The 22,712-nt window shown below is 46.2% G+C and carries 20 protein-coding genes, 1 tRNA gene and 1 riboswitch; of the genes, 8 read left to right on the forward strand and 13 right to left on the reverse strand.

Annotation, left to right across the window (positions count from 1 at the left end; translation table 11 throughout):
• Positions 1-314: 314 nt before the first annotated feature.
• From CBP12_RS07530 to CBP12_RS07540, 3 genes are all read left to right on the forward strand, one after another.
• Complete coding sequence (locus CBP12_RS07530; protein WP_086963883.1) at positions 315-1,595, forward strand: urate hydroxylase PuuD; 1,281 nt, start codon at positions 315-317, stop codon at positions 1,593-1,595.
• A gap of 301 nt (positions 1,596-1,896) precedes the next feature.
• Positions 1,897-2,649, forward strand: a complete 753-nt coding sequence (gene fabG, locus CBP12_RS07535) for a 3-oxoacyl-ACP reductase FabG (protein WP_198341768.1) — start codon at positions 1,897-1,899, stop codon at positions 2,647-2,649.
• Between the two features lie 333 nt (positions 2,650-2,982).
• Positions 2,983-5,070: a catalase gene (locus CBP12_RS07540; RefSeq protein WP_086963884.1), complete on the forward strand. Its 2,088-nt coding sequence runs from the start codon at positions 2,983-2,985 to the stop codon at positions 5,068-5,070.
• A gap of 93 nt (positions 5,071-5,163) precedes the next feature.
• Here the strand turns inward: CBP12_RS07540 and CBP12_RS07545 are convergent, their stop codons facing one another.
• From CBP12_RS07545 to CBP12_RS07560, 4 genes are all read right to left on the reverse strand, one after another.
• Positions 5,164-5,490, reverse strand: a complete 327-nt coding sequence (locus CBP12_RS07545) for a branched-chain amino acid transporter permease (protein WP_086963885.1) — start codon at positions 5,488-5,490, stop codon at positions 5,164-5,166.
• Entirely contained in the window at positions 5,487-6,149 is a 663-nt protein-coding gene (locus CBP12_RS07550; protein WP_086963886.1) for an AzlC family ABC transporter permease, read from the reverse strand. Before CBP12_RS07550 ends, CBP12_RS07545 begins: the two co-directional genes overlap by 4 nt.
• Positions 6,150-6,270: 121 nt before the next feature.
• Positions 6,271-7,656 carry a heavy metal sensor histidine kinase gene (locus CBP12_RS07555; protein WP_232455036.1) on the reverse strand — a complete coding sequence of 462 codons (1,386 nt, stop codon included), beginning with the start codon at positions 7,654-7,656 and terminating at the stop codon, positions 6,271-6,273.
• A 38-nt stretch (positions 7,657-7,694) separates the two neighbouring features.
• Positions 7,695-8,366 (reverse strand): heavy metal response regulator transcription factor, encoded by a 672-nt coding sequence (locus CBP12_RS07560; protein ID WP_086963888.1) that lies wholly within the window; start codon positions 8,364-8,366, stop codon positions 7,695-7,697.
• A 222-nt stretch (positions 8,367-8,588) separates the two neighbouring features.
• Between CBP12_RS07560 and uraH the strand changes: the two genes are divergently transcribed.
• The gene (uraH, locus tag CBP12_RS07565) at positions 8,589-8,999 is read left to right on the forward strand and encodes a hydroxyisourate hydrolase (protein WP_086963889.1); all 411 of its coding nucleotides are present in this window, start codon (positions 8,589-8,591) and stop codon (positions 8,997-8,999) included.
• Between the two features lie 123 nt (positions 9,000-9,122).
• Here uraH and htpX read toward each other — a convergent pair whose 3' ends face one another.
• The 9 genes from htpX to CBP12_RS07610 form a co-directional block, all read right to left on the reverse strand.
• Positions 9,123-10,073, reverse strand: a complete 951-nt coding sequence (gene htpX / locus CBP12_RS07570; protein ID WP_086963890.1) for a zinc metalloprotease HtpX — start codon at positions 10,071-10,073, stop codon at positions 9,123-9,125.
• Positions 10,074-10,123: 50 nt separating this feature from the next.
• Complete coding sequence (locus CBP12_RS07575; protein WP_198341769.1) at positions 10,124-10,693, reverse strand: LemA family protein; 570 nt, start codon at positions 10,691-10,693, stop codon at positions 10,124-10,126.
• Between the two features lie 130 nt (positions 10,694-10,823).
• Positions 10,824-12,203 (reverse strand): Re/Si-specific NAD(P)(+) transhydrogenase subunit beta, encoded by a 1,380-nt coding sequence (gene pntB / locus CBP12_RS07580; RefSeq protein WP_086963892.1) that lies wholly within the window; start codon positions 12,201-12,203, stop codon positions 10,824-10,826.
• 4 nt (positions 12,204-12,207) lie between these two features.
• Positions 12,208-13,734, reverse strand: coding sequence for a Re/Si-specific NAD(P)(+) transhydrogenase subunit alpha (locus CBP12_RS07585; RefSeq protein ID WP_086963893.1), 1,527 nt, complete (start codon positions 13,732-13,734; stop codon positions 12,208-12,210).
• A 296-nt stretch (positions 13,735-14,030) separates the two neighbouring features.
• Positions 14,031-15,323 carry an Nramp family divalent metal transporter gene (locus CBP12_RS07590; RefSeq protein ID WP_086963894.1) on the reverse strand — a complete coding sequence of 431 codons (1,293 nt, stop codon included), beginning with the start codon at positions 15,321-15,323 and terminating at the stop codon, positions 14,031-14,033.
• Positions 15,324-15,460: 137 nt separating this feature from the next.
• On the reverse strand, positions 15,461-16,669 hold the full coding sequence (locus CBP12_RS07595; RefSeq protein ID WP_232455037.1) for a M23 family metallopeptidase: 1,209 nt from the start codon (positions 16,667-16,669) through the stop codon (positions 15,461-15,463).
• A 49-nt stretch (positions 16,670-16,718) separates the two neighbouring features.
• Complete coding sequence (rimI, locus tag CBP12_RS07600; protein WP_086963895.1) at positions 16,719-17,189, reverse strand: ribosomal protein S18-alanine N-acetyltransferase; 471 nt, start codon at positions 17,187-17,189, stop codon at positions 16,719-16,721.
• On the reverse strand, positions 17,150-17,497 hold the full coding sequence (locus CBP12_RS07605) for a hypothetical protein (protein ID WP_157420075.1): 348 nt from the start codon (positions 17,495-17,497) through the stop codon (positions 17,150-17,152). Before CBP12_RS07605 ends, rimI begins: the two co-directional genes overlap by 40 nt.
• A gap of 98 nt (positions 17,498-17,595) precedes the next feature.
• Positions 17,596-17,672 (reverse strand) — tRNA-Trp (locus CBP12_RS07610).
• Positions 17,673-17,988: 316 nt separating this feature from the next.
• Here CBP12_RS07610 and pyrB point away from each other — a divergent pair.
• The 4 genes from pyrB (at position 17,989) to CBP12_RS07630 (ending at position 22,477) form a co-directional block, all read left to right on the forward strand.
• The gene (pyrB, locus tag CBP12_RS07615; RefSeq protein WP_086963897.1) at positions 17,989-18,912 is read left to right on the forward strand and encodes an aspartate carbamoyltransferase; all 924 of its coding nucleotides are present in this window, start codon (positions 17,989-17,991) and stop codon (positions 18,910-18,912) included.
• 5 nt (positions 18,913-18,917) lie between these two features.
• Positions 18,918-19,376, forward strand: a complete 459-nt coding sequence (gene pyrI, locus CBP12_RS07620; RefSeq protein ID WP_086963898.1) for an aspartate carbamoyltransferase regulatory subunit — start codon at positions 18,918-18,920, stop codon at positions 19,374-19,376.
• Between the two features lie 275 nt (positions 19,377-19,651).
• Positions 19,652-21,577, forward strand: a complete 1,926-nt coding sequence (locus tag CBP12_RS07625; RefSeq protein ID WP_086963899.1) for a RecQ family ATP-dependent DNA helicase — start codon at positions 19,652-19,654, stop codon at positions 21,575-21,577.
• A gap of 100 nt (positions 21,578-21,677) precedes the next feature.
• A riboswitch (FMN riboswitch) is annotated at positions 21,678-21,840 on the forward strand.
• Positions 21,841-21,979: 139 nt separating this feature from the next.
• Positions 21,980-22,477, forward strand: a complete 498-nt coding sequence (locus tag CBP12_RS07630; RefSeq protein ID WP_086963900.1) for a 6,7-dimethyl-8-ribityllumazine synthase — start codon at positions 21,980-21,982, stop codon at positions 22,475-22,477.
• Positions 22,478-22,712 lie beyond the last annotated feature (235 nt).

The following is a 22,712-nucleotide window of genomic DNA, read 5'->3' on the forward strand; positions in this document are numbered from 1 at the left end:
CGTTAGTTAGGAATAAACTGACTAACAAGACAAGAACGTAAGTCACTGATAAACAGTGATATTGCGTAGCAATTTTAAGTCATTTTCAATTTTGCAACCTTTTTTGTAAAATATAATCGATAAATGACGTTGACATTCACCACGTAATTGAAAAAAATCTACACACAAATTGTCAACATTTTGAATTTCAAAAGTACACAATTTGCATAATAAGAAGGCAGCGCATGTGGTCTCAGCCCTCAGCTTTCCAGCTGGGCACCTGTTTCGATGCGCTAGGGTCCTAACTAATAATATGAAACAGAGAAGGTAAGACCATGGAAGCGTATCTGCTGGATTTTGGTAACTTATTAATCAGATGGCTGCACGTCATCGCGGCCATTGCTTGGCTAGGTGAGTCAATCTACTTCGTAATGCTGGATAACGGCCTTAAGCCACCTAAAGGTGAAGCTTGTAAGAAAAAAGGCGTATTCGGTGAAATGTGGGCCGTACACGGTGGTGGTTTCTACCACAACCAAAAGTACGCAACTAGCCCAGAAGATCTGCCAGAAGACCTGCACTGGTCATTCTGGAAGGCTTACACCACCTGGCTGTCAGGCTTTGGTTTATTCGTACTCTTGTACCTGACCAAGCCCAGCATTTATCTGGTTAACCGTAACAGCCCGTGGGAATGGGCAGCCAACATGACCGGCACCCAGGCCAATATTGCTGCCTTGCTGTTTTTATTGTTCGGTTGGATTATTTATAACGAATTATGTAAGCGCATTAGCCCTAACATGACCCGTGACGGCATCCTAAGTGTTGCTGTAGGTGTGATGATGATAGCGGTAGCTTATTTGAGCACCCATATCTTTGCAGGCCGTGCTTCTTTCTTGTTAACTGCTGCCGTAATGGGCACCGCGATGTCTGCTAACGTATTCTTCTGGATTATTCCTGGTCAGCGTCGCATGGTTAACGCCATGAAAGCGGGTCAAGCGCCAAATCCAATTGATGGTTTACGTGGCCGCCAGCGTTCAGTACACAACACTTACTTCACCTTACCGGTAGTATTGTTGATGCTGAGCAACCACTACTCGTTCACCTTTAGCCACCACTTGTCTTGGGTGCTGATGGTATTGTTCATCTTCGCCGGTGCCCTGATTCGTCAGTACTTTGTATTGATGCACCGCGGTCAAATTCGCCCAGGCTACCCCATTGCCGGTGTGATCTTGATTATTATCGCTGCTTGGGTAGGTTACTTACCTGCTCCTAAAGTAGAGCGAGTGAGCACTCCAGCCCAAGTTGAAGCGCCTGTAGCTAACGCTGGCGACGCAGTTGAAGGCGATGATGCCGCTGCTGCTAACGACGGCGAAGTAACTTTGGCCCAAGTTGAAGCTGTGATGGAAGAGCGTTGTGTCCAGTGCCACGCTGAAAACCCAGATAAAAGCTTTGGTTTTTCTGCTGCCCCACTGGGTATCAAGCTAGACTCAGAAGCTGAAATCTTAGTACACGCAGCCGATATTAGAAAAGTAGTTGCTAATAACTACATGCCTTTGGGCAACATTACTCATATCACTGATGAAGAGCGTGACCTCATTGCAGCTTGGAGCGGCAAATAAGTTAACCTCTCAATAAAAAAAGCCCGCCTTGTGCGGGCTTTTTTTTATCCGTTTTTTCTGTTCTCTCACCCTTGCTCAAAACGAGCTCACTTCTCGCTTTATCTTTTATTAACTAAAATTCTTGGCTCACTTAATTAATGCACAGCACAAATCTCATGCCTAATTTAATGGATTAAATGCTAATAATGAGAGCTAAGTTAAGACTATTTAAGAATATGGTAACAATGCAATGCACAACTAGGGTTACAATCGCATCTGGTGCGGTCGTCATAGGCCGTCTCTTCCCGCCTTTAGGATGATAATGATGACGACTTATTATGATATGCAAGAAAAAGTATGTGTAGTCACCGGTGCTGCGCGCGGCTTAGGTAGAACCATTAGCGAGACATTAGCCAAGGCCGGAGCCCGCCGCATTTATGCCTGCGATATTAATATGGCTCCTGCCGATAGCTGGATTGGTGATTACCCTAACATTACCGCTATTACGCTAGATGTGTGTAATAGCGCAGCACTCGCCACGTTACGCCAGCGTATCCAAGACGAACACGGTCATGTGGATGTGTTAGTTAATAATGCCGGTATTACGCGCGATGCCTTGCTGGGTAAGATGACAGAAGAACAATGGGATCAGGTATTAACTGTTAATTTGAAGGGGGTATTTTTAACGACCCAATCTCTCTTGCCACTGCTAAAAGAAAAAGGAAAAAGCAGTATAGTCAGTATCTCCTCTGTAGTAGGAACGGACGGCAACATTGGCCAAAGTAATTATGCAGCCAGTAAAGGCGGCATTATTGCCATGACGAAGGGCTGGGCTAAAGAACTAGTGCACGGTGGCTTACAAGTACGCGCCAACTGCATAGCGCCGGGCTTTATTAATACCGAAATGACCCAAGCCGTACCCGAGGCGGTGCTGCAAAAAATGGCGGCACGTATTCCATTAGGTGCACTGGGCGAGCCCCAAGACATTGCCGATGGCGTGTTATTTCTAGCCAGTGAGCGCGCCCGCTACATTACCGGCCAAGTACTAAAAATTGATGGCGGTTTAGTCCTGTAAAATGAAGCTGTGGTAAGCGGGTCGTTAAGGCTACCACGACTTAATTAACGCCAGAATTGAAAAGCTAAGAGCTGTCGATAACTCGCCAGCTCTTTTTTGTCTAAAAAATAGCCCTTGAACTGGCTGCGATAACTGCTAGCCTCATTAAGTCTGCATAGGGACTCAAAGATGTCTTAAAATTAGCTGAGAAGTAAAGTGTCGCAGCCTAGGCGCTGGCATACAACAAGTGAGCGTTCTTCTACTAGGCTCAGTAACGGGTACTTAAACTGCGTTCAACGTTAAGTCATCGATTTATATCTCATTACTCAAGTCTACTTTCCCTAAGGATGGATTATGAAAAAAAAGATTGATCACACTGACCCCGCGAACAAGATGAATACTACTCAAGGCAATGGCGGAGAAACTCATCAAGATGCCGGCCAAGAGGTGCCAACCCTGACTACTCAACAAGGGGTCGCTATCGCCGATAATCAAAACTCGTTAACTGTCGGAAGTCGTGGCCCTACCCTGCTTGAAGATTTTGTTTTAAGAGAAAAAATTAACCACTTTGATCATGAACGTATTCCAGAGCGGATTGTACATGCGCGCGGCAGTGCCGCTCACGGCTACTTTGAGTTAAGCGAGTCTTTGGCTGAATATACCACGGCCAATATTTTGACTGAGGTCGGTAAACAAACGCCTCTCTTTACCCGCATCTCTACGGTGGCGGGCAGTAAAGGCTCTAAAGATACGCCCCGCGACGTGCGCGGTTTTGCCGTGAAATTTTACACCGATCAAGGCAACTGGGATCTGGTGGGCAATAATATGCCGATTTTCTTTATTCAAGATGCGATGAAGTTTCCCGATCTGGTTCATGCCGTAAAACCCGAGCCAGACCGCGGTTATCCCCAAGCCGCCTCAGCTCATGATACTTTCTGGGATTTTGTATCACTTAGCCCAGAGACCATGCATAACGTAATTTGGCTAATGAGTGATAGAGCATTACCTAGAAGCCTGCGCATGATTGAAGGCTTTGGTATTCACAGTTATCGTTTAATTAATAAAGAAGGCAAAAGCACCTTTGTGCGCTTTCACTGGAAACCCGTATTAGGGGTGCAATCTACTACTTGGGATGAAGCCGTTAAGATCTCCGGCGCCGATCCCGATTATCATAGACGCGATCTTTTTGAGTCCATTAATCGTGGTGATTTCCCAGAGTGGGAATTAGGCGTACAGTTATTTAGCGAACAAGAAGCGGCGCAATTTCCCTTTGATCACCTCGATGCCACTAAGCTTATTCCTGAAGAGTTAGTACCGGTAAAAATTGTGGGTAAAATGGTGCTGAACCGTTATCCCGATAACTTTTTTGCTGAAACCGAACAGGTGGCGTTTTGTCCCTCCCACCTGCCACCGGGCATAGATTTTAGTAATGATCCGCTATTACAAGGGCGACTATTTAGTTATTTAGATACTCAGCTGTCTCGGTTAGGCTCTCCTAATTTTGCGCAAATTCCCATTAATGCGCCAAAATGTCCGTTTGCTAATATGCAGCGCGATGGTCATATGCAAATGCAGGTCCCTAAAAGCCGCGTGGCTTACGAGCCGCAAAGTTTAGATCCGAGTATGCCAAGAGAAAGCGAAAAGCGCGGCTTTCATTCCTATTCAGAATCGCTCGATGATGGCGTAAAAGGACGGGTACGTGCCGACAAATTTGCTGATCACTACTCACAGCCACGCATGTTTTACCAAAGCCAAACGGCACCTGAGCAAGCACACATTGCCTCAGCTTATGCTTTTGAATTAGGTAAGGTAGACACCGCCCATGTGCGCACCCGCATGCTGGGCCATTTGCGCCACATTGACGAAGACCTAGCCGCTCGTGTGGCCGATGCTCTGGGCATGGAGCTCCCCGAGCCACCCACTGCCGCCGCACCGATACAAGAGATGCCCACCTCTGATGCACTGCAAACCATCGGCCGCACACCGCATACACTCAAGGGCCGCCAAATTGCCATTTTAGTGGCGCCTGGCTCTAAGCGCAGTGAGATAGAAAAATACCAACAGGCCGCTAAAGACCAAGGTGCGAGCGTGAAGATTATTGCTCCTGGGCGCGAAGCGGTATTAGATGATGGCACTCGTATTCAGTCTGATGAGCGGGTAGCAGGCGCGCCTTCTGCAATGTTTGATGCAGTGGTAAGCATTATTATGCCCGAGCAGGCTAAGAAGCTGGCCAAAGATAGCTCAACGCTTGATTGGTTTACTGATGCTTATGGCCACTGTAAGGCCATTGCCTATTGTGGAGCGACCGACCAATATATTTTAAGTAAGCTACCCATTGAAAAAGATGCCTTTATTACGCCGCTAACTGAGCTCGATAACTTTATTAAAAATGCTAAAACTCGGTTATGGCAACGCGAACCCAAGGTGCGGGATTTGGCTTAATGCCTTTAAAGCTTAAACTTAACACCCCAGTTTAAGCCTAAAGAACGAATAAAAAAGCTCAGCTTAAGCTGAGCTTTTTAGTCAGTACTTACCTCATACAAACCAGCCATTCATTAACGCCATATAAACTAAAGTACCACTTAAAATACTCAACAACGCTTGGCCTCGCCATAACTGCAAACTAGCGACTACCGCCACCGCAATGAGTTGTGCGTAACCTGCACTAAGCTGCTGCCAATGCTGCACATTCATGGCATATAAAGTAAGTAGCACCATCATGGCCACCGGCAAGCGCCGCCCTAGAATTTGAATACGTTTATGGTGGGCAATGAGGCTGCGCGCCACAAAGGGAAAGGCGCGCAGGCCAAAGGTAACTGCCGCCATAATTAAGGCGGCAATGGCATAATCTAGATGGCTCATGCCGCCTCCGCACTGGGCCACGCCAGTAGTACGATCACGAGCATGAGCGAGGCAGACAATAAGAAGTACTCACTGAGCCACCAACCGGCAATGGCGGCTACCAGCAAGCCAAGAGCGAGGGCACCCCAGTCTTTTTTAGCTCGCATCTGCTCTACGGCCAAAACCGTAAATAAAGCTGTAAGTGCAAAGTCTAAGCCTTGTAAACCAGGAGGTAGCCCTTGTGCTAAAAGCATGCCCAGTAAGGTGCCTATAATCCAATAACTTTGATTAAAGGCCACCACCTGCAGCGCTGTTTTTGAGTCATTCACTTGGCCAGAGGCACTTAATAGCGAGTAGGTTTCATCGGTAATCCCAAAGATAAAATAAGGCCGCCCCACAGGACCGTTTGGCAATAAATGATATAAAGATAAGCCATAAAAAAGATGGCGAAAATTGACTAATAAAGAAGCCACCGCCAAATCAATCCAGCCAATGCCGGCGGCCAACATGCCCACCGCTAAATATTGCAACGCGCCGGCATAGACCAAGATACTCATCAAGGGCGCCCAATACCAAGTGAGCTGGGCATCTATCCATAGCACGCCAAACACGGCGCCCAAGGGTAAATAGCCCATCATCACCGGCAAGGTCAGCGAAAACGCAGTACGCCAGCTAGTCATGTAAGACCTTAAAAAGGGAAATAAACAAAGCCCCAAAATCTAAGCCAAGCCTTCGGTTTAAGCAAGGATGGTCCTTAAAAAGCCGTGCTTAATCTCAAATTTTTCATAAAAACTGAGTGGATCACTCAGCTTTACTTGGAAATTCCAGCATAAAACGAGTGCCGCTATCGTCACTGGTGACACATACTTGGCCATGATGCAGCTGCATAATAGAACGCACTATCGATAAGCCCAGCCCCCCGGTTTGACTGCTATGGCTGCGGGCTGGATCGCCACGGTAAAAGCGCTCAAACAGCAGTGCTAAAGAGTCAGCTTTAATAATAGGGCCTCGATTACCGACCTCAATTATCCAAGACGACGGCGACTGTGGCTGCTGTTGATTCTCTTGCTCATAACAACGCAGCACTATGGGTTGACCTTTGGCTCCGTAGCAAAGCGCATTACTTAATAAGTTGGCCAAGGCGCGGCGTAATAAGTCTTGATCGGCCCATACTAAAGTAAGTGCTCGCTCAGCTTGTGGCGCCTGCTCGTTAAGCCCTACTTCATTAATTAGCGCCATATCGGCTTCTTCTGCCATGCCCTCAAAATATTCAAATAATTGCTCAGTGAGCTCAAACACATTCACCCAACTTTGCTTAAGGGAGGCTTGGGGTTGCTCGGTGCGTGCTAAAAACAACATGCTATTAACCATGCGCGATAAGCGCTCATACTCTTCTTGGTGAGAAGCTAGCAAGGTTTCATAGTCTTCTAACGGGCGTGCTTTACGCAAAGTATGTTCGGTTTGCCCCATTAAGTTACTTAAGGGAGTACGTATTTCATGGGCTAAGTCTTCTGAAAAACGCGATAGCTGGCCAAACCCTACTTCTAAACGGCCCAGCATTTGATTAAGACTATAAGCCAGCCCGCGCAATTCGGTAGGTAACTCGGCATCGGCCAAGCGCAAATGTAAGCGCCTTGCATCAATAGACTCAACTTGGCGAGCGAGTCGGCGCACCGGTTGTAGCCCCTGTCGACTCACCCAGGCTCCCAGCAAAAAAGCCAATAGACTACCGATAACTAAGATAACGAATAACTTTAGCCGATAAGCGGCCAACATTTGCTCTCGTGGTGCCAGCAATTTACCGGCAATCAGCATTAACCCTTGCTCATTATGTTCTACATAGCGCCACGCTAAACGCGCTTGTTGTTGCTCATCAAAGCCCAGTTGTGCTGTTTGGCTGTGACTTAAGGTCGGTAGCGGTAACTGGCTGGGGTTTACGCTAATTAAGGTCTGCCCTTGATCATTTAACACCCATAACAGGCTGTCTTGATTGCCTAACATATTGGCATAAAGCTGAGGACGGTTTTGCAACTCGATAACACTTTGGCTTTCATCTAATAACGCTTGGATATGTTCAAGACGACCCAATAAACTTTGATCGTCCCGCCACGCTATCTCTCTTTGCAGTGAGTAATTTAAATAAAAACCGATACCGCCCAGTAAGCAAGTGCTCACTAAAGCAAACATGAAAGCCAGGCGAAAGCTTAAAGAATTGAGGCGCCCATTCATGAGCGCAGCTCACACACATAGCCCATACCGCGCATGGTGTGAATTAATTTAACGGGGAAGTCTTCATCGATTTTGGCGCGCAGGCGTCGTATTGCTACATCCACCACATTGGTATCACTATCAAAGTTCATATGCCACACCTGAGATGCAATATAGGTCCGCGTCATTACTTCACCTTGGTGGCTAATCAATAATTGCAACAGCGTAAACTCTTTATTGGTCAGCTCAATACGCTGTCCAGCGCGAGTGACTCGTCGGCTTAGGGGCTCTAGCTGCAGATCTGCTAGTTGATAGAGAGTAATCTCTCGCAGTGGTGCGCGCTGTAATAATTTACGTGAACGCGCCAGCAGCTCGGCAAAAGAAAAAGGCTTCGCTAAATAATCATCGGCGCCCTGCTCTAGCCCCCGCACTTTATCTTCTACCGCATCGCGGGCGGTAAGAAAAATCACCGGCGTACTCGAAGTACGCCGAATAATTTCTAATAATTGCCAGCCATTGAGCCCAGGTAACATGATATCCAAGATGATTAAATCGAATTGACCTTCATTAATCAGGTACTCACCCTCGCGGCCATCTAGCGCCACTTCCACTGAATAACCCGACTCACTAAAGCCTTTTTTCAAATAATCGGCAATTTTAGCTTCATCTTCGACAATTAAAATTTTCATGACTTACCTTGAATTTTGAGCAGCTTAATGTGGGCGAGTTAGACCACTTTACCACTGTTATTCTTTACTTCGTAAGCTCACAGAGTGAGATGACAGCTTTGTAATCTAAGCGTAATGGGTTTGTTCGCCACCCACAGGCATGATGAGAACAGACAGTAAGCCCGACTCTTTATCGCTCACTACTGAACTTTGTTTTAAACATCACATCTTTGAGGACTAACAATGAAAAAATTAGCATATTTAATGGTCGGTACCCTCTTAGCCAGCAGCGCGGGTTTAGCCCTCGCCGCCGATAATCCATTAAGCGTACACGTACTGAATTTAGAAAATGGCTTACCCTCATCCGGTGTAGAAGTGATGTTAGAGCAACAAGCAGGTGATAGCTGGACTAAGCTCAATAGCGGCATCACCAATGAGCAAGGCCGTATCCCGGCTTTATATCCAGAAGGTAAAAAATTAGAGGAAGGTGTCTATCGCGTCACCTTTGAAACAGGCGACTGGTTTAAAAAGCATGATACCACCACTTTCTTCCCTGAAGTACCGGTGATCTTTACCGCCGACGCCAGCGTTGAGCATTACCATATTCCGCTGTTACTGAGCCCTTATGGTTTCTCTACTTATCGCGGTAACTAACATTAACGCTGTGCTCCCTACATTTAGCCGTTTTGCTAGCTTCGCTTAAGATCCATAAATGAACGGCCGGTGACACACCCTTTAGCGTGTCACCTTTTTTTACGTGCCATTAATGGATTAGCTTTATTCGCCGCGTAATTTTTTTAAGCGATTTTCAATGGAGGGATGGGTAGAAAAAAGCGAGTCGCCTTTACTAAAAATATAGGCGGCGGCGCGATATTTCTCAGTAAAAGACTCATACTCTTCTTCTTGCTCTGGCTGTTGTGCGTAATCACCTGAGATTTTTTGCAAAGCAGAAATCATCGCCTGATTATCGCCGGTTAATTGTACCGCCGCCGCATCGGCCATGTATTCTCGGGTGCGCGATAAATATAAATACAGTACTTGCGTGATCACCGGCAACACAAAATTCAACACTAATAAAATCAGTTTGGCTTTATTGGCATTATTATTTCTACTGCGAGAAAAGAAAAATAGCCGCCCTAAAATATTGGTAATGGTTAGAATAACGTTCGCTAAAATACCCACATATAAGGTGAGCTTAGAGTCACCATGTAAAATATGACCAATTTCATGGGCGATCACTGCCTGCACTTCACTGCGCGTTAGCTTGGCTTGTAAGCCTGAAGTCACCGCGACTAAAGCGTTATTCGCATTCCAGCCCGCAGCAAAGGCATTCATCTGGGCGCTTTGCATAATATAGACCTTTGGCACATAGCCTAAATTAGCACTAATAGCCATTTCCTCAACCATATTAAGCACTTGGCGATCGTTATCGCTTAAGTCCGAGTCAGGCGTTAATAAACGATAATGCGAGCCAGATAGCATCATCTTATGGCCAAATTTACTGATAATAATAATACCGACTAAGGTGCAGGTCATAATACCTAGCGTAATATAAGGAATAGCCGCCAACGTTAGATACAGCTGCATATCATAAAGAAGACCATTATTTGATAAGGGGCGAAAGGCGATATCCGATAATAGCCCCACCACCAACATAATGGCGATATAACTCAGCACTACTAGCTTGGTTTTTCGATTGTTAATCTTAATTGCTTGTCTAAAGTCCATAAGCGCTACCACAAAAATGATTTAAAAAAGCCCCTTCTCGGGGCTGTTATTTAAAACTGTACGCGGCGGGCCTCTTCACTTTTAATAGTGGCTTCATCTAAAGACCAATACTCAAAGTTATGATTAAGGTTACTAAAGAGACTAGGAATAATCAGGCTTGGAAAACTACCCTTAGCCACATTGTAGCGTTCTATGGCATTATTAAAGGCTTTCTTTGCAAAGGATAATTTATTTTCTGTGGACACAATTTCTTCTTGCAGCTGTCTCATATTACGATCGGACTTTAGCTCAGGATAACTTTCTACGGCGACGTTAATAGAGCCACTGCTCACCATTTTCGATAAGTCATCTTGCGCTTGTTTCACCGCATGCGGTGACGCGCTAGGGTCCAGCGTTTTAGCCCGCAGTGCCGTCACTTGCGTAAATACCTCACTTTCATGCTCAAGGTAGCGGTTAACGGTCGCAATTAAACTATCAAACACTTTACCTCGTCTATCTAATTGCACTGAGATTTCTTTCTCTGAGTTATGTACCGCCTCAATAAGCTTAACAAAATTATTATAGGCGGCGATAAACCACACTATGATGGCAATAACGACGATAATTAAAATGATTTCCATAAGACCTCGATAGATAAAAGGCGAACACTCGCCTTGGCAAGTCATTGTGCATGTTAGTATAGGTAATAAGTGCCTGTAAGAAAAAGAGCAGCTAAGCTGCTCTTTCATCTATCTTAATTAAGTCTCTTTATTACCAAGATTTTAAAATTTTATCGACGCTATCTTTGGCATCACCAAAGAGCATAACGCTGTTATCACGATAAAATAGCGGATTTTGCACGCCTGCATAGCCAGTGCTCATGGAGCGTTTAAATACCACTACCTGCTGCGCTTTCCAAACCTCCAGTACTGGCATGCCAGCAATCGGGCTACTGGGATCTTCTGCCGCAGACGGATTAACGGTGTCATTCGCACCAATCACTAATACAGTATCAGTGCTTGCAAAGTCGTCGTTAATTTCCTCCATTTCCAGCACTATGTCATAAGACACTTTCGCTTCTGCTAGCAGTACGTTCATGTGTCCTGGCAAACGCCCCGCCACCGGATGAATGCCAAAGCGTACCTTTATTCCCGCCGCTTGTAACTTAGCAACCAGCTCGGCTACAGGATACTGAGCTTGAGCCACCGCCATGCCATAGCCTGGAGTAATGATCACCGAGTCGGAGTTTTTTAATATCTCAGTGACGTCTTGCGCGCTCACTTCTTTGCACTCGCCTTGCTCATCTTGTTCATTATCTGTGGTAACGATATCGGCGCCAAAACCACCGGCAATGACAGAAACAAAAGAGCGATTCATGGCTTGGCACATAATATAAGAGAGAATGGCACCACTTGAACCCACTAAAGCACCGGTGACAATCAGCAAGTCATTAGACAACATAAAACCTGCCGCCGCCGCTGCCCAACCTGAATAAGAGTTAAGCATGGAGATCACCACTGGCATATCGGCACCGCCAATACTGGCCACCAAATGCCAACCAAAGGCGAGTGCAATCGCTGTCATCACAAACAGTGGGAAGGTCGAGCCCTCTGCCTGTACAAACCAGATTAATAATAGGGCAGATAAAATCAGCGCCAATAAATTAAGCTTATGGCGGTGCGGCAATTGCAACGGCTTAGAAGAAATTGAGCCGCGTAATTTACCAAAGGCAACAAGGGAGCCAGTAAAGGTAACAGCACCAATAAAGACGCCTAAAAATATCTCAATATTATGAATATTGAGCATGGCGCCCACCATGGGCTGATATTCCATATAGGTGTTAAAGCCCACAAACATGGCCGCAAGTCCGACAAAGCTGTGCAAAATAGCAATCAGCTCGGGCATTTGCGTCATTTCAACTTTTAGCGCTAAGCGAATACCAATAGCAGCCCCAATAATCATGGCCAGCAAGACCCAGCCAATTCCGGTGACGGCAGGATTAAAGATAGTCGCCACTAAAGCGATAGCCATACCGGCAATACCGTACCAATTACCCGACTTAGCCGACTCTTGTTTAGATAACCCAGCCAAGCTCATAATAAACAGCACGGCGGCCACTATATAGGCGGCAGTTACAACTCCATGTGACATATGATTAGCCCTTCCTAAACATTTTTAGCATCCGGTGCGTAACGGTAAAGCCGCCAAACACGTTAATAGAAGCAATTAAGATGGCAATGAACGCCAATACACTAATAAAGCCGCCGCTGCCCATTTGTGTTAATGCACCCACCACAATAATGCCCGAAATCGCATTCGTTACCGACATTAACGGCGTGTGCAGCGAGTGAGAAACGTTCCACACCACGTAGTAGCCCACAATGCAGGCTAAGATAAACACCGTAAAGTGGGATAAAAATTCCGCCGGTGCCACCGCGGCTAACCAGGCAAATAATAAGGCGCCGATGCCGGCGGCATAATATTTAGCATTATTGGCAGGCTTGGCGGGGCGCTCTGTAGGCGCAATTGGCATCGCTTTCGCTTTTGGCGTCGCAGAGACGCTAATACTCGGAGGAGGAAAGGTAACTTCGCCAGCTTTAAGCACTGTCATATTGCGCAGCACCACATCATCAAAGTTAACGTCAATTTGGCCATCTTTAGTTTTACAAAGTAGCTTGGCAAGATTGACCAGGTTGGTGGCATATAAGGTAGAAGACTGAGTAGGTAAGCGGCCATTAAGATCCGTATAACCAATTATTTTAACGCCATGCTCAGTAACAAAGAGTTTATCAGGCTGAGTAAGCGCACAGTTACCTCCATTTTGCGCGGCAAGGTCGACAATCACCGAGCCTGGCTTCATTTGCGCAACCATCTCAGCGGTAATTAGCGTGGGTGCCGGTCGGCCAGGAATAAGCGCAGTAGTGATAATAATATCGACTTCTTTCGCTTGTTGCATAAAGAGCGCCATTTCGGCATCAATAAAGGCTTGGCTCATTTCTTTGGCATAGCCATCGCTAGAATTGGCGTCTTCTTGGTAGTCCAACTCCAAAAACTCACCGCCCATGGAGTTGATTTGTTCTTTTACTTCAGGACGGGTATCAAAGGCGCGCACCACAGCGCCTAATGAGCCTGCAGCCCCGATGGCGGCCAAGCCGGCAACACCGGCGCCTATCACCAGCACTTTAGCCGGTGGTACCTTGCCAGCGGCGGTAATTTGGCCCGTAAAAAACCGTCCAAATTCATGTGCCGCTTCAATCACTGCCCGATAACCGGCAATATTTGCCATTGACGATAGCGCATCTAGCGATTGTGCGCGCGAGATCCGCGGCACCATATCCATCGCTAATACAGTCACGCCTTTAGCTTGTAATTGTTCTATTAATTGTGGATTTTGTGCCGGCCAAATAAAGCTCACTAAGGTGGTGCCCGCTTGTAGCTGTTCAATTTCCGCCGGGCTTGGCGCATTTACTTTATAGATAATCTCAGCTTGCCAAACTTTTTCGGCACTCACTAATTCTGCGCCCGCCGCTTGATAGGCGCTATCTTCAAAACTGGCTTTAAGACCGGCGCCTTGTTCAATGCTTACCTCAAAGCCCAGTTGGCGCAGTTGCTCAACCGACTTAGGGGAAGCCGCAACACGCGTTTCCCCGATCAGGGTTTCCTTTGGAATTGCGATTAACATAATAAATCCCTATTTAATGTCGATATCACGGTTTAGCGAGTGGCTATTAGCAGCATTGATAATAGCCAACCTACCGTTACCCCATATCTTGCATCCTTAAGCTATGCACTTAGCTAAGTTAGCATTCTTCCTTTAATAATGGAGGAAGGATTTAGTGGCTGAGATCACAAAAAGCACAGACTAGCTCTTCTCTTTTCATCGGCGCGAGAAGTAAAAAGCCCAAGACTGACAATAAGTTAGTCTTGGGCTTTTTGACTAAAAGTAACAAAGTGAAAGCAGGCTGTTAGGTAAGATTATTACTTTACCAACAAATACCAATAGCCAAATAATAAATTGAAACCGGCAAAGAACAAAATACCCAGCCAACTTAATACGCGCATTCCTAAGCCTAAACGATGGCGCTCGGGCACTACAGATAAATGCATTAATCGATAATTTAGCCAAGCAAAAACCAAAGCACTAATAAAGGCCGAAATCATGGCAAACTCGAGCATGGCTAATAAGGCGCCTTTAAAAAACATAATAATAAAAGCGCTAATAATGCCCATGGCAATCATTAAGGGATAAGTAAAGCGACTCCCTGTACCGGTGGGGCCACTGCCTTGCGGTTGGCTAAATTGCACAAAGCATTCACTAATAGCACGGCTATAGCCGTCTAATACGGTGACTGTGGTAGAAAACATACATAAAAAAGCGATAGAAGCGATCAGCCAGCGGCTCCACTCGCCCATGACGCTGGCATACACATCCACTAGTTGATGAGCAAAACCAATGCCTGAGCTGGCCAGACTAATACCACTGCCATGTAACACCAGCGCGCCGAGCGCCACAAAAGCCAGCGCTAATAAGGTGGAGGTAAAATAACCCACGTTAAAATCCACCAGCGCATCTTGGTAGTCTAGGTTCTTATTTAGCGCTTTTTTCTGGCGCAACCACACACTGTTCCACGTTGATAACTCGATGGGCGCCGGCATCCAGCCCATTAGCGCGACTAAAAAACCTACCGAAGCTAAATTCCACGGGCTAGGAGAGATAAAATCAGCAGGCGCTACGCCACCTTTATTTAGCGCTAGGCACACTGCCGCTATCGTAGCGATGGCTAAGCCCACTATAATCCACTTAGTGACTTTATCGAGTGTTTTATAATGACCCGTAAGCAAAAATATTAAGGAGCCGGTCAGTACTATCATGCTGAGCTGGGTGACCGTTAAGCTATCGCCAATAAATAAGCCCAAAATACTGCCACATAACATGGCCACCCCAGCAGTACTAATCACCGAAGCCACTACATTAAGCACACTAAATAAATAGAGGTAGCCTCGGCCTATGCGATCATAACCTTGAATAAGCGTTTCATCGGCAGCCATGGTGTAGCGAGCACCAATTTGAAAGAAAGGATACTTAAGCACATTCACTAATAAAATTAAGCCCACTAATTGCCAGCCATAAATAGCACCCGCTTGGGTAGAGGCCACTAGATGAGAGCCACCAATGGCTGCTGCCGCGCCTAAAATACCGGGGCCTAAGACTTGCATATAATGACCGAGACTGCGCGAGCCGGCTTTAGTTTCACTGATTGCCTGTGCCATCTGACTATCCTGTAATGAGCTTAAATTAATGCGTTTAAAGTAGGAGGGCAGTGATATTATCAGTTTTAATCGCCCTACTCTGTATTTGGCGAACAGTTTGCTTAAGTAATAAAACCTGTCAGCTTATGGGTTCACAACTATTGTGCGCCCCATGCATTACCGGTTAACCATACACCCGCTATGGGTTGGCTGCCTTGTAAGGTAAAAGGAATGGACTCCATCACGCCTGACTTATTCACCTGTAGAGCCAAATGCAAATGCGCTCCTGAGGTATAACCTGTATTGCCTGAGGCGGCAATGGCTTGGCCTAGTCGTACTTGCTCGCCCTTAGCGACGCGTATTGAGCCTGTTTTAAGATGAGCATAAAGCGCCACTGTGCCATCACTATGACGAATCCGCAGATGGTTGGCTTTGCCTCTAAACTTTTCATCTAACCCTCCCCCTTGGTGGTGATCAACGGCCGCTACCACTACGCCAGCACGGCTAGCATACAAAGGTGTGCCCACAGGTAATGCCAAATCCAGCGCATAACGAGTGGCGGGTTTATTATGGCTAAAATCACCATTAAAGCCTTGAGCGATAAGGTAGGAGCCAATAACAGGCGCAGCTAAATCGTGAGCGCTTTTATAATAAACATGACGCTGTTGAGTAGCCCGATAGCTTAAATTTAAACTGGAGTTTTGTAAGCTAGGCGCCTGAGAAGGAGGAAAATAGGCCGCCGTTTTTTCAATAACACTCGGCTCATGAACGTTAGGCACAGTGGCCTGTATATTTTGTGCAGGCTGGTCACCGTATAAATAAGAAAAGCCATATTGATAATGCCAATCACCCGCCTGCTTTGGCGCTAGCTTACCAATTAAGGTTTCCGCACTGGCGGGTAACAAGAGCGCTTGCTGCAGCGCCACCGGAATCGCCACATTATGCTGCTGAGTAAATTGAGGGACGAGAGTGATGGCGACATTTAACCGATTAAGCATCCAGATATAATGGCCGTCTGCGCGCTCTTCAATGCGCATTAACACACCATTACGATTATGAGCGTGCTCTTCACCACTTTCGGGCAAAGGCTTTATTTTAAAGGTGTGGTTATCAAGATAATGCACCATACGATTCGCATCATGATAACGATAGCGCTCAGCTTGTGCAGGTTGTACTACTATTAGCAGCCCCCATAAACAAACAATGACTGCGCGCTTTATGACTAATTGCGCTGTTAATAATGGCGCTAACTTAATAACTAAAGAAGAGAATACAGCCTTAGGTAATAATGCGATAAGCGAAGTAATCATTATCTTATATAAACGCAGCGGCTTATTTATTTGAATAACATCCCTGAACACGCCCATATTTTCATCCTTTGAAAGGTGTGCAAGCTTTGATTATAACGACAAGCCGCTAGTCGTACACCTTAAACGCCATTAACACTGCATCTTCCCAGCCCTTTGCCGTGGGATAATAATCATGGCGCACACTATATTCTTGATAATCCATGGCGGCATATAAGGCTTGGGCACCGATATTAGATGCGCGTACCTCTAACCAGTGTTGAGTAATATCGCGCTCGCGACACAAGCGTAAATAATGAGTCATTAATTGACGACCTAGCCCTTGGCGCTGGGCGCTGGGAGCCACACAGATATTCATTAAGGTACTTTCATCTAGTACTTTGTCAGCTACAAAATAGCCCTGTAGGGTGCCTTTTGGCTCGAGCGAGGTCGCGGCTGTCCATAGCGAGCCAGTAAAGTAGCGTGCACCAAAGCTACTGGCTAGCGTTTGGCGAGTCCAAGGGTGAGTATGAGCTTGATTTTCTAGCGCCTGCATCGCCGCTAAGTCTTCGGGGGTAAGTGCTCTAAATAGCAATGACATAAGCAATTCCATAACGCACGTTTTTGTGCAACTGAGAGCGGCCAATGCTCAGCATGCCAATGAAAATCAGCCAACCCTTTATCAATCTGAATACCTAATAACACCGGCGCGCTGGGCTTATTAGCAGCCAGCCAGTGACTTAGCTTCACCCAAGTGAGCTGTGCAGCAGGCAAAGCTAATGCCGCACCCATATCTTGTAAAAACAGCGAAGACAGTGGGATATTATCGCCTACCACTATCAGCACTTCCCCTTTTGGAATTAAGGGAGCCGGCGCCAGCGGCAGGCGCTCGGGTGCGTGCATTGCCAAAGTGGTAAGTCTAAAAACTGCCAAAGTTGCGAATGGTTCAACGTCATCACTCCTTTGAAATGCAAAAAGCCAGCACTAGGCTGGCTTTTTACAAAATGTGGCAGGGGTGGAGGGACTCGAACCCCCAGCCGTCGGTTTTGGAGACCGCCGTTCTACCAATTGGAACTACACCCCTGCAATACGAAGCGAATTATAGAGCAGCCTAGCTAAAGGTAAAGGCCTATTTAGCATAAAGTCGTTTGTTCGCTTAATCTTTCACCGAATTCATCAGATCTTTTGCTTCTGGCTGACATTTATCTATAATCTGACCGATTAGCAAGCGCTTGGAGTGCAGTACCAATGCTGATAGCATTATCTAGCTCACAATCTCATTTGGAACTCGCTCAGCCTGTGTACCGCGAGCGCACAGGCGTTTGTAATCATCTAGCTCTAATAGCCCCACGCTGGGGCTTTTTTGTGGCCTTCACCTTACACCTGCAAGAGCGTCGCTGATGGCAAATCCTTTATATCAAAAGCACATTATCTCAATTTCTGACTTCTCTCGCTCCGAGCTTGAGTTGATCATAGACACCGCTGTAAAACTTAAAACTCAACCTTATCCTGAGCTATTAAAAGGCCAAGTAGTGGCGAGCTGTTTTTTTGAAGCCTCTACCCGCACTCGGCTTTCTTTTGAAACCGCCATTCAGCGCTTAGGTGGCTCTGTGATTGGTTTTTCTGATAGCACCAGCACCTCCTTAGCTAAAAAAGGCGAAACACTGGCTGACTCCGTAAAAGTGATCAGTTCTTATGGCGACGCCTTTGTTATGCGCCACCCCCAAGAAGGCGCGGCACGACTCGCCTCTGAGTTTTCTTCAGTGCCGGTGATTAATGCAGGAGATGGCTCAAACCAACATCCCACCCAAACGCTGCTCGACTTATTTACCATTTATGAAACCCAAGGCACGCTGCAAGGCTTAACCATCGCGTTTGTGGGTGACCTTAAATACGGACGCACCGTGCACTCGCTTACCCAAGCTTTAAGCTTATTTGGCTGTAAGTTCTATTTTATTGCGCCACAAGCCTTATCGATGCCAGATTACTTATGTGATGAGCTGAGCGATAAAGGCATTAACTTCGAAATTTGCGACAGCATGGAAGAAGTCATGGATGAAATTGATATTTTATATATGACGCGGGTGCAAAAAGAGCGCTTTGATGAAACAGAATACGTGCATGTGGCTTCTAAATATGTGCTGACGCCTGAAGTATTAGAGGGCGCAAAAGATAGCTTAAAAATATTACACCCGCTGCCGCGCATCGATGAAATAGCGATAGAAGTGGATGACACGCCTTATGCTTATTATTTTGAGCAAGCAGAAAATGGCGTCTATGCGCGCCAAGCACTGCTGGCGTTGGTGTTGAACGAAAATATATGAGAGACATGATGCACAAAAGCCAATTGCAAGTGGAAGCCATTCATAATGGCACCGTCATCGATCATATCCCAGCAGGCCAAGGCATAAAAATTTTACGGCTGTTTGGGTTATTACACACCAAAGCCAAAATTACCGTGGGCTTAAACTTACCCTCGGTAGCACTGGGCAGCAAAGACATTATAAAAGTGGAGAATGTTCGCTTAACTTCTTCCCAGGCCAACCAATTGGCGCTGTTTGCTCCAGATGCCACTGTAAATTTAATTGAAGACTTTGGCGTGGTGGAAAAGCTGCAGCTGCAATTACCCGAGCGCATTGAGGGCATTTTTTCTTGTCCTAACTCTAACTGCATCAGCCATAACGAGCCGGTTTCGAGTAAATTTAAAGTGCGCGCCATTAAGGGCCAAGTGCGCTTTCGCTGCAGCTACTGCGAAAAATCCTTCCATCAAGACTTTATGACGTTTTAATGTGTGCGTGAGGAGTGAAGGAGGAATGAGGTGAAGTGAGGCTTTATGCCTCCCGTTTACGCCTTTGCGCAATAAAGTTACCCGCTAAAGACAACACCAAAGCCGAGTTCCTAATTTAAGTTAGGAGTTTGGCTTTTTTTGTTTACCGCCAAGGCAGCTCCCCTGTTTTCACTTACCTCTTACTCTTCACGCCTTATACCTCACACTAATAAAGTTGCCAAAGCGTGCGGCGCCAGCCAAGCTAGTGAGTCGAAAGGATCAGGAACAGGCGGCCCATGAATTTACAGCAGACCTTACAACACTACTTTGGTTTTTCTACTTTACGTCCCGGCCAAGAGCAAGTCATTAACACCATTATGAGCGGTCAGTCAGCGGCGGCAATTTTTCCTACTGGCTCGGGTAAATCACTGTGTTATCAGCTCCCTGCTGTATTATTACCGCATTTAACGCTGGTTATTTCCCCCTTGTTAGCGCTAATGCAAGATCAATTAGCGTTTTTGGCCAGCAAAAATATTCCTGCTGCCAGCATCGACTCTACTCAAAGTTTTGAAAAAAGCCGTGCTGTTATGCAAGGCGTACGCGAGGGGCAAATTAAAGTATTAATGATCTCGGTAGAGCGATTAAAAAACGAGCGCTTTCGAAATTTCATTAGCCACGTCCCCATTTCCTTGCTGGTAGTAGATGAAGCACACTGTATTTCTGAGTGGGGCCATAACTTTCGACCCGATTATTTAAAACTGCCTAGCTATTGCCAGCGTCTTAATATTGCTCAGGTACTCTTGCTCACCGCGACTGCTACTCCAGCCGTGATTAATGATATGCAGCAAAAATTTAAGCTGGCACCTGATAACGTGGTGATCACGGGATTTTATCGGCCTAACCTTTACTTAGACGTATTAGCGGTGCCAGAGGCAAATAAAATTACCACCTTAATTGAGCGGCTATCTTTAGCGCCTAATGAAGCCACTATTGTGTATGTCACTTTACAACACACCGCAGAGCAAGTGGCTAACCAATTAAGCGCTGCCGGCATTGCCGCTCACGCTTATCATGCGGGTATGGATCAAGATAAGCGCCAAGCTCTACAGCAGGCGTTTATGAGCGGTGAAATCCCTTGTATGGTGGCTACTATTGCTTTTGGCATGGGGGTCGATAAAGCTAATATTCGCCACGTATTTCACTATGACTTGCCCAAGTCGATTGAAAACTACAGCCAAGAAATTGGCCGAGCAGGACGCGATGGTCACGCCGCTCATTGCACCTTATTAGGCAATTTAGCCGGCTTAACCGTGCTAGAAAACTTTGTCTATGGCGACACCCCTGAGCCCAGTGCCATTAGAACTTTATTAGAATATATTCCGCGTGATGGCCAGCCGTGGGAGATCATGGCACTAAGACTGGCTAATGAGTGCAATATACGCCTATTACCTTTGCGTACTTTGCTGGTGTATTTAGAGCTTAACCATATTTTAGAAGCTCAATATAGTTATTACGCCGATTACCGCTTTAAGTTTATCTCTTCTAAAGAAGAGATCTTGGCGCGCTTTAACCCAGAGCGCCAAGCTTTTTTGCGCAGTGTATTTCAAGGCTCGCCGCAGGCTAGAACGTGGTGCCAAGTCGACTTTGACGCTATTTGGCAACAAGGCGCTGGGGAGCGTTCTCGGGTGGTTAGCGCGCTAGATTATCTAGATGAACACGGGCTTATTAGCCTTGAAAGTAAGCAAATGGTGGAAGTGTATCGCGTTGTTACACCTCATTTTGAAATAGCGGCAGAGGCGGCACGTTTAACACAATTATTTAGCCAAAAAGAACACAGTGAAATAACGCGCATTCAGGAAATGGTAGATTTCTTTGAAAGCAATGAGTGCTTAAGTCATCACTTAGCTCGCTACTTTGGTGACACTCACGCCCCTCGTGCTTGCGGCCATTGTTCTGTGTGTACGCACCATCAGCCCACTTCCTTGCCAAAACCTCAGCTAGCGCAACTGCCGGCTCGTTCACAATTACAGCAATGGTGTCAGCCTTTACAAACGGCCAGCTCTGCACCACTCAGTGCTCATACCTTAACGTGCTTTTTATCCGGTATTAGCACGCCTTTGCTAAATAAATTAAAGGCCAAACAACAAGTGGGTTTTGGTAAATTAGAGCAGTATCGTTTTTATGATATTCGCCGTGCCTTAGAAGAGCCCGCCTCTATGTAGCAAATTAAAAAGTAAAAATTAAAAAGTAGCAAGGATGCCGCCCGAGGCGTCCTTTACTATAAGGACATAACACTTTATATTATGGCGTCGGTTTTTCCGGCTTCGTTCTCGGGGCGGGGTGTAATTCCCCACCGGCGGTAAGGTGCTTTAGTCAGTAGCATTAAGCCCGCGAGCGCTTTAGTAGTCTTGTTACTTTCTAAAGGTCAGCAGATCTGGTGTAACTCCAGAGCCGACGGTGATAGTCCGGATGATAGAGAGCGTCAGACATGTCCTTTACTATGGCACACTTGGCGAACTGCCAAGCTCACTGCTAACCAAAGACCGTGGCCAACGCACCTGTTGCGAGTGCCGCGTTTGCCTGTACGTTCGCCCTGATTCAGTTATTTTATAATGGGATTGACCATGGATCAGAGCTTAACGAAATCAATTGAATTTAACGCACGCGACCAACGTATTGCCTTTATTCATGCCTCTTGGCACACCGATATTCTGTTAAATTGTTTAGCTGGCTTTCGCTCACAGCTTAGCGAGCTTGGCTATGACGTAGACAAGATTGATGTGCTTGCCGTACCCGGTGCCTATGAAATTCCTCTACAAGCTAAGTTGCTTGCTAACAGCGGCCAATATAGTGCAATTGCTTGTAGTGGCTTAGTGGTCGATGGCGGCATTTATCGTCATGACTTTGTGGCTCAAGCAGTGTGTAGTGGCCTAATGCAAGTGCAGCTAGAAACACAAATCCCCGTGCTTACTGCTATTTTAACACCGCATCATTTTCATGAGCATGAAGAGCATAAACAATATTATAGCCGCCACTTTGTAGTGAAAGGCCAAGAGCTGGCAAGTGCCGCCGATGGGGCCATGCGCATGACAGCCCAAAACAAGGCATTAACTGCTTCTTAAAATAGAAGACAACTAAGGTAGCGGGCTATTAGCCCGCTTTTTTATAAGTAATAAATGAGATAATCACACTTCGCACTGACTTGATGACTGCACGGCGTAGCAATTAAAAAGAGCGACCAAAGGCGGGCTAGTTGTTTTATTAACGCCCATTATTATTGGAATAAAGGCAAGATAGCCTCATAACTAAACGCTAAATTTAGCGCCAGCGCACAGTTTAATAATCCGTGTTTGAAGC

The organism is Oceanisphaera avium, assembly GCF_002157875.1.
Classification (GTDB): domain Bacteria; phylum Pseudomonadota; class Gammaproteobacteria; order Enterobacterales; family Aeromonadaceae; genus Oceanimonas; species Oceanimonas avium.

Excerpts from the sequence above, each read along its gene's own strand:
- CBP12_RS07555 (WP_232455036.1), bottom strand. The coding sequence starts at position 7,656 with ATGTTTGCTTTAGTGAGCACTTGCTTACTGGGCGGTATCGGTTTTTAT.
- uraH (WP_086963889.1), top strand. The coding sequence starts at position 8,589 with ATGAAAAAATTAGCATATTTAATGGTCGGTACCCTCTTAGCCAGCAGC.
- CBP12_RS07545 (WP_086963885.1), bottom strand. The coding sequence starts at position 5,490 with ATGAGCCATCTAGATTATGCCATTGCCGCCTTAATTATGGCGGCAGTT.
- CBP12_RS07550 (WP_086963886.1), bottom strand. The coding sequence starts at position 6,149 with ATGACTAGCTGGCGTACTGCGTTTTCGCTGACCTTGCCGGTGATGATG.
- pyrB (WP_086963897.1), top strand. The coding sequence starts at position 17,989 with ATGGCAAATCCTTTATATCAAAAGCACATTATCTCAATTTCTGACTTC.
- CBP12_RS07560 (WP_086963888.1), bottom strand. The coding sequence starts at position 8,366 with ATGAAAATTTTAATTGTCGAAGATGAAGCTAAAATTGCCGATTATTTG.
- fabG (WP_198341768.1), top strand. The coding sequence starts at position 1,897 with ATGATGACGACTTATTATGATATGCAAGAAAAAGTATGTGTAGTCACC.
- CBP12_RS07595 (WP_232455037.1), bottom strand. The coding sequence starts at position 16,669 with ATGGGCGTGTTCAGGGATGTTATTCAAATAAATAAGCCGCTGCGTTTA.
- CBP12_RS07540 (WP_086963884.1), top strand. The coding sequence starts at position 2,983 with ATGAAAAAAAAGATTGATCACACTGACCCCGCGAACAAGATGAATACT.
- pyrI (WP_086963898.1), top strand. The coding sequence starts at position 18,918 with ATGATGCACAAAAGCCAATTGCAAGTGGAAGCCATTCATAATGGCACC.
- CBP12_RS07590 (WP_086963894.1), bottom strand. The coding sequence starts at position 15,323 with ATGGCACAGGCAATCAGTGAAACTAAAGCCGGCTCGCGCAGTCTCGGT.
- CBP12_RS07625 (WP_086963899.1), top strand. The coding sequence starts at position 19,652 with ATGAATTTACAGCAGACCTTACAACACTACTTTGGTTTTTCTACTTTA.
- CBP12_RS07575 (WP_198341769.1), bottom strand. The coding sequence starts at position 10,693 with ATGGAAATCATTTTAATTATCGTCGTTATTGCCATCATAGTGTGGTTT.
- htpX (WP_086963890.1), bottom strand. The coding sequence starts at position 10,073 with ATGGACTTTAGACAAGCAATTAAGATTAACAATCGAAAAACCAAGCTA.
- CBP12_RS07585 (WP_086963893.1), bottom strand. The coding sequence starts at position 13,734 with ATGTTAATCGCAATTCCAAAGGAAACCCTGATCGGGGAAACGCGTGTT.
- rimI (WP_086963895.1), bottom strand. The coding sequence starts at position 17,189 with ATGTCATTGCTATTTAGAGCACTTACCCCCGAAGACTTAGCGGCGATG.
- CBP12_RS07530 (WP_086963883.1), top strand. The coding sequence starts at position 315 with ATGGAAGCGTATCTGCTGGATTTTGGTAACTTATTAATCAGATGGCTG.
- pntB (WP_086963892.1), bottom strand. The coding sequence starts at position 12,203 with ATGTCACATGGAGTTGTAACTGCCGCCTATATAGTGGCCGCCGTGCTG.
- CBP12_RS07630 (WP_086963900.1), top strand. The coding sequence starts at position 21,980 with ATGGATCAGAGCTTAACGAAATCAATTGAATTTAACGCACGCGACCAA.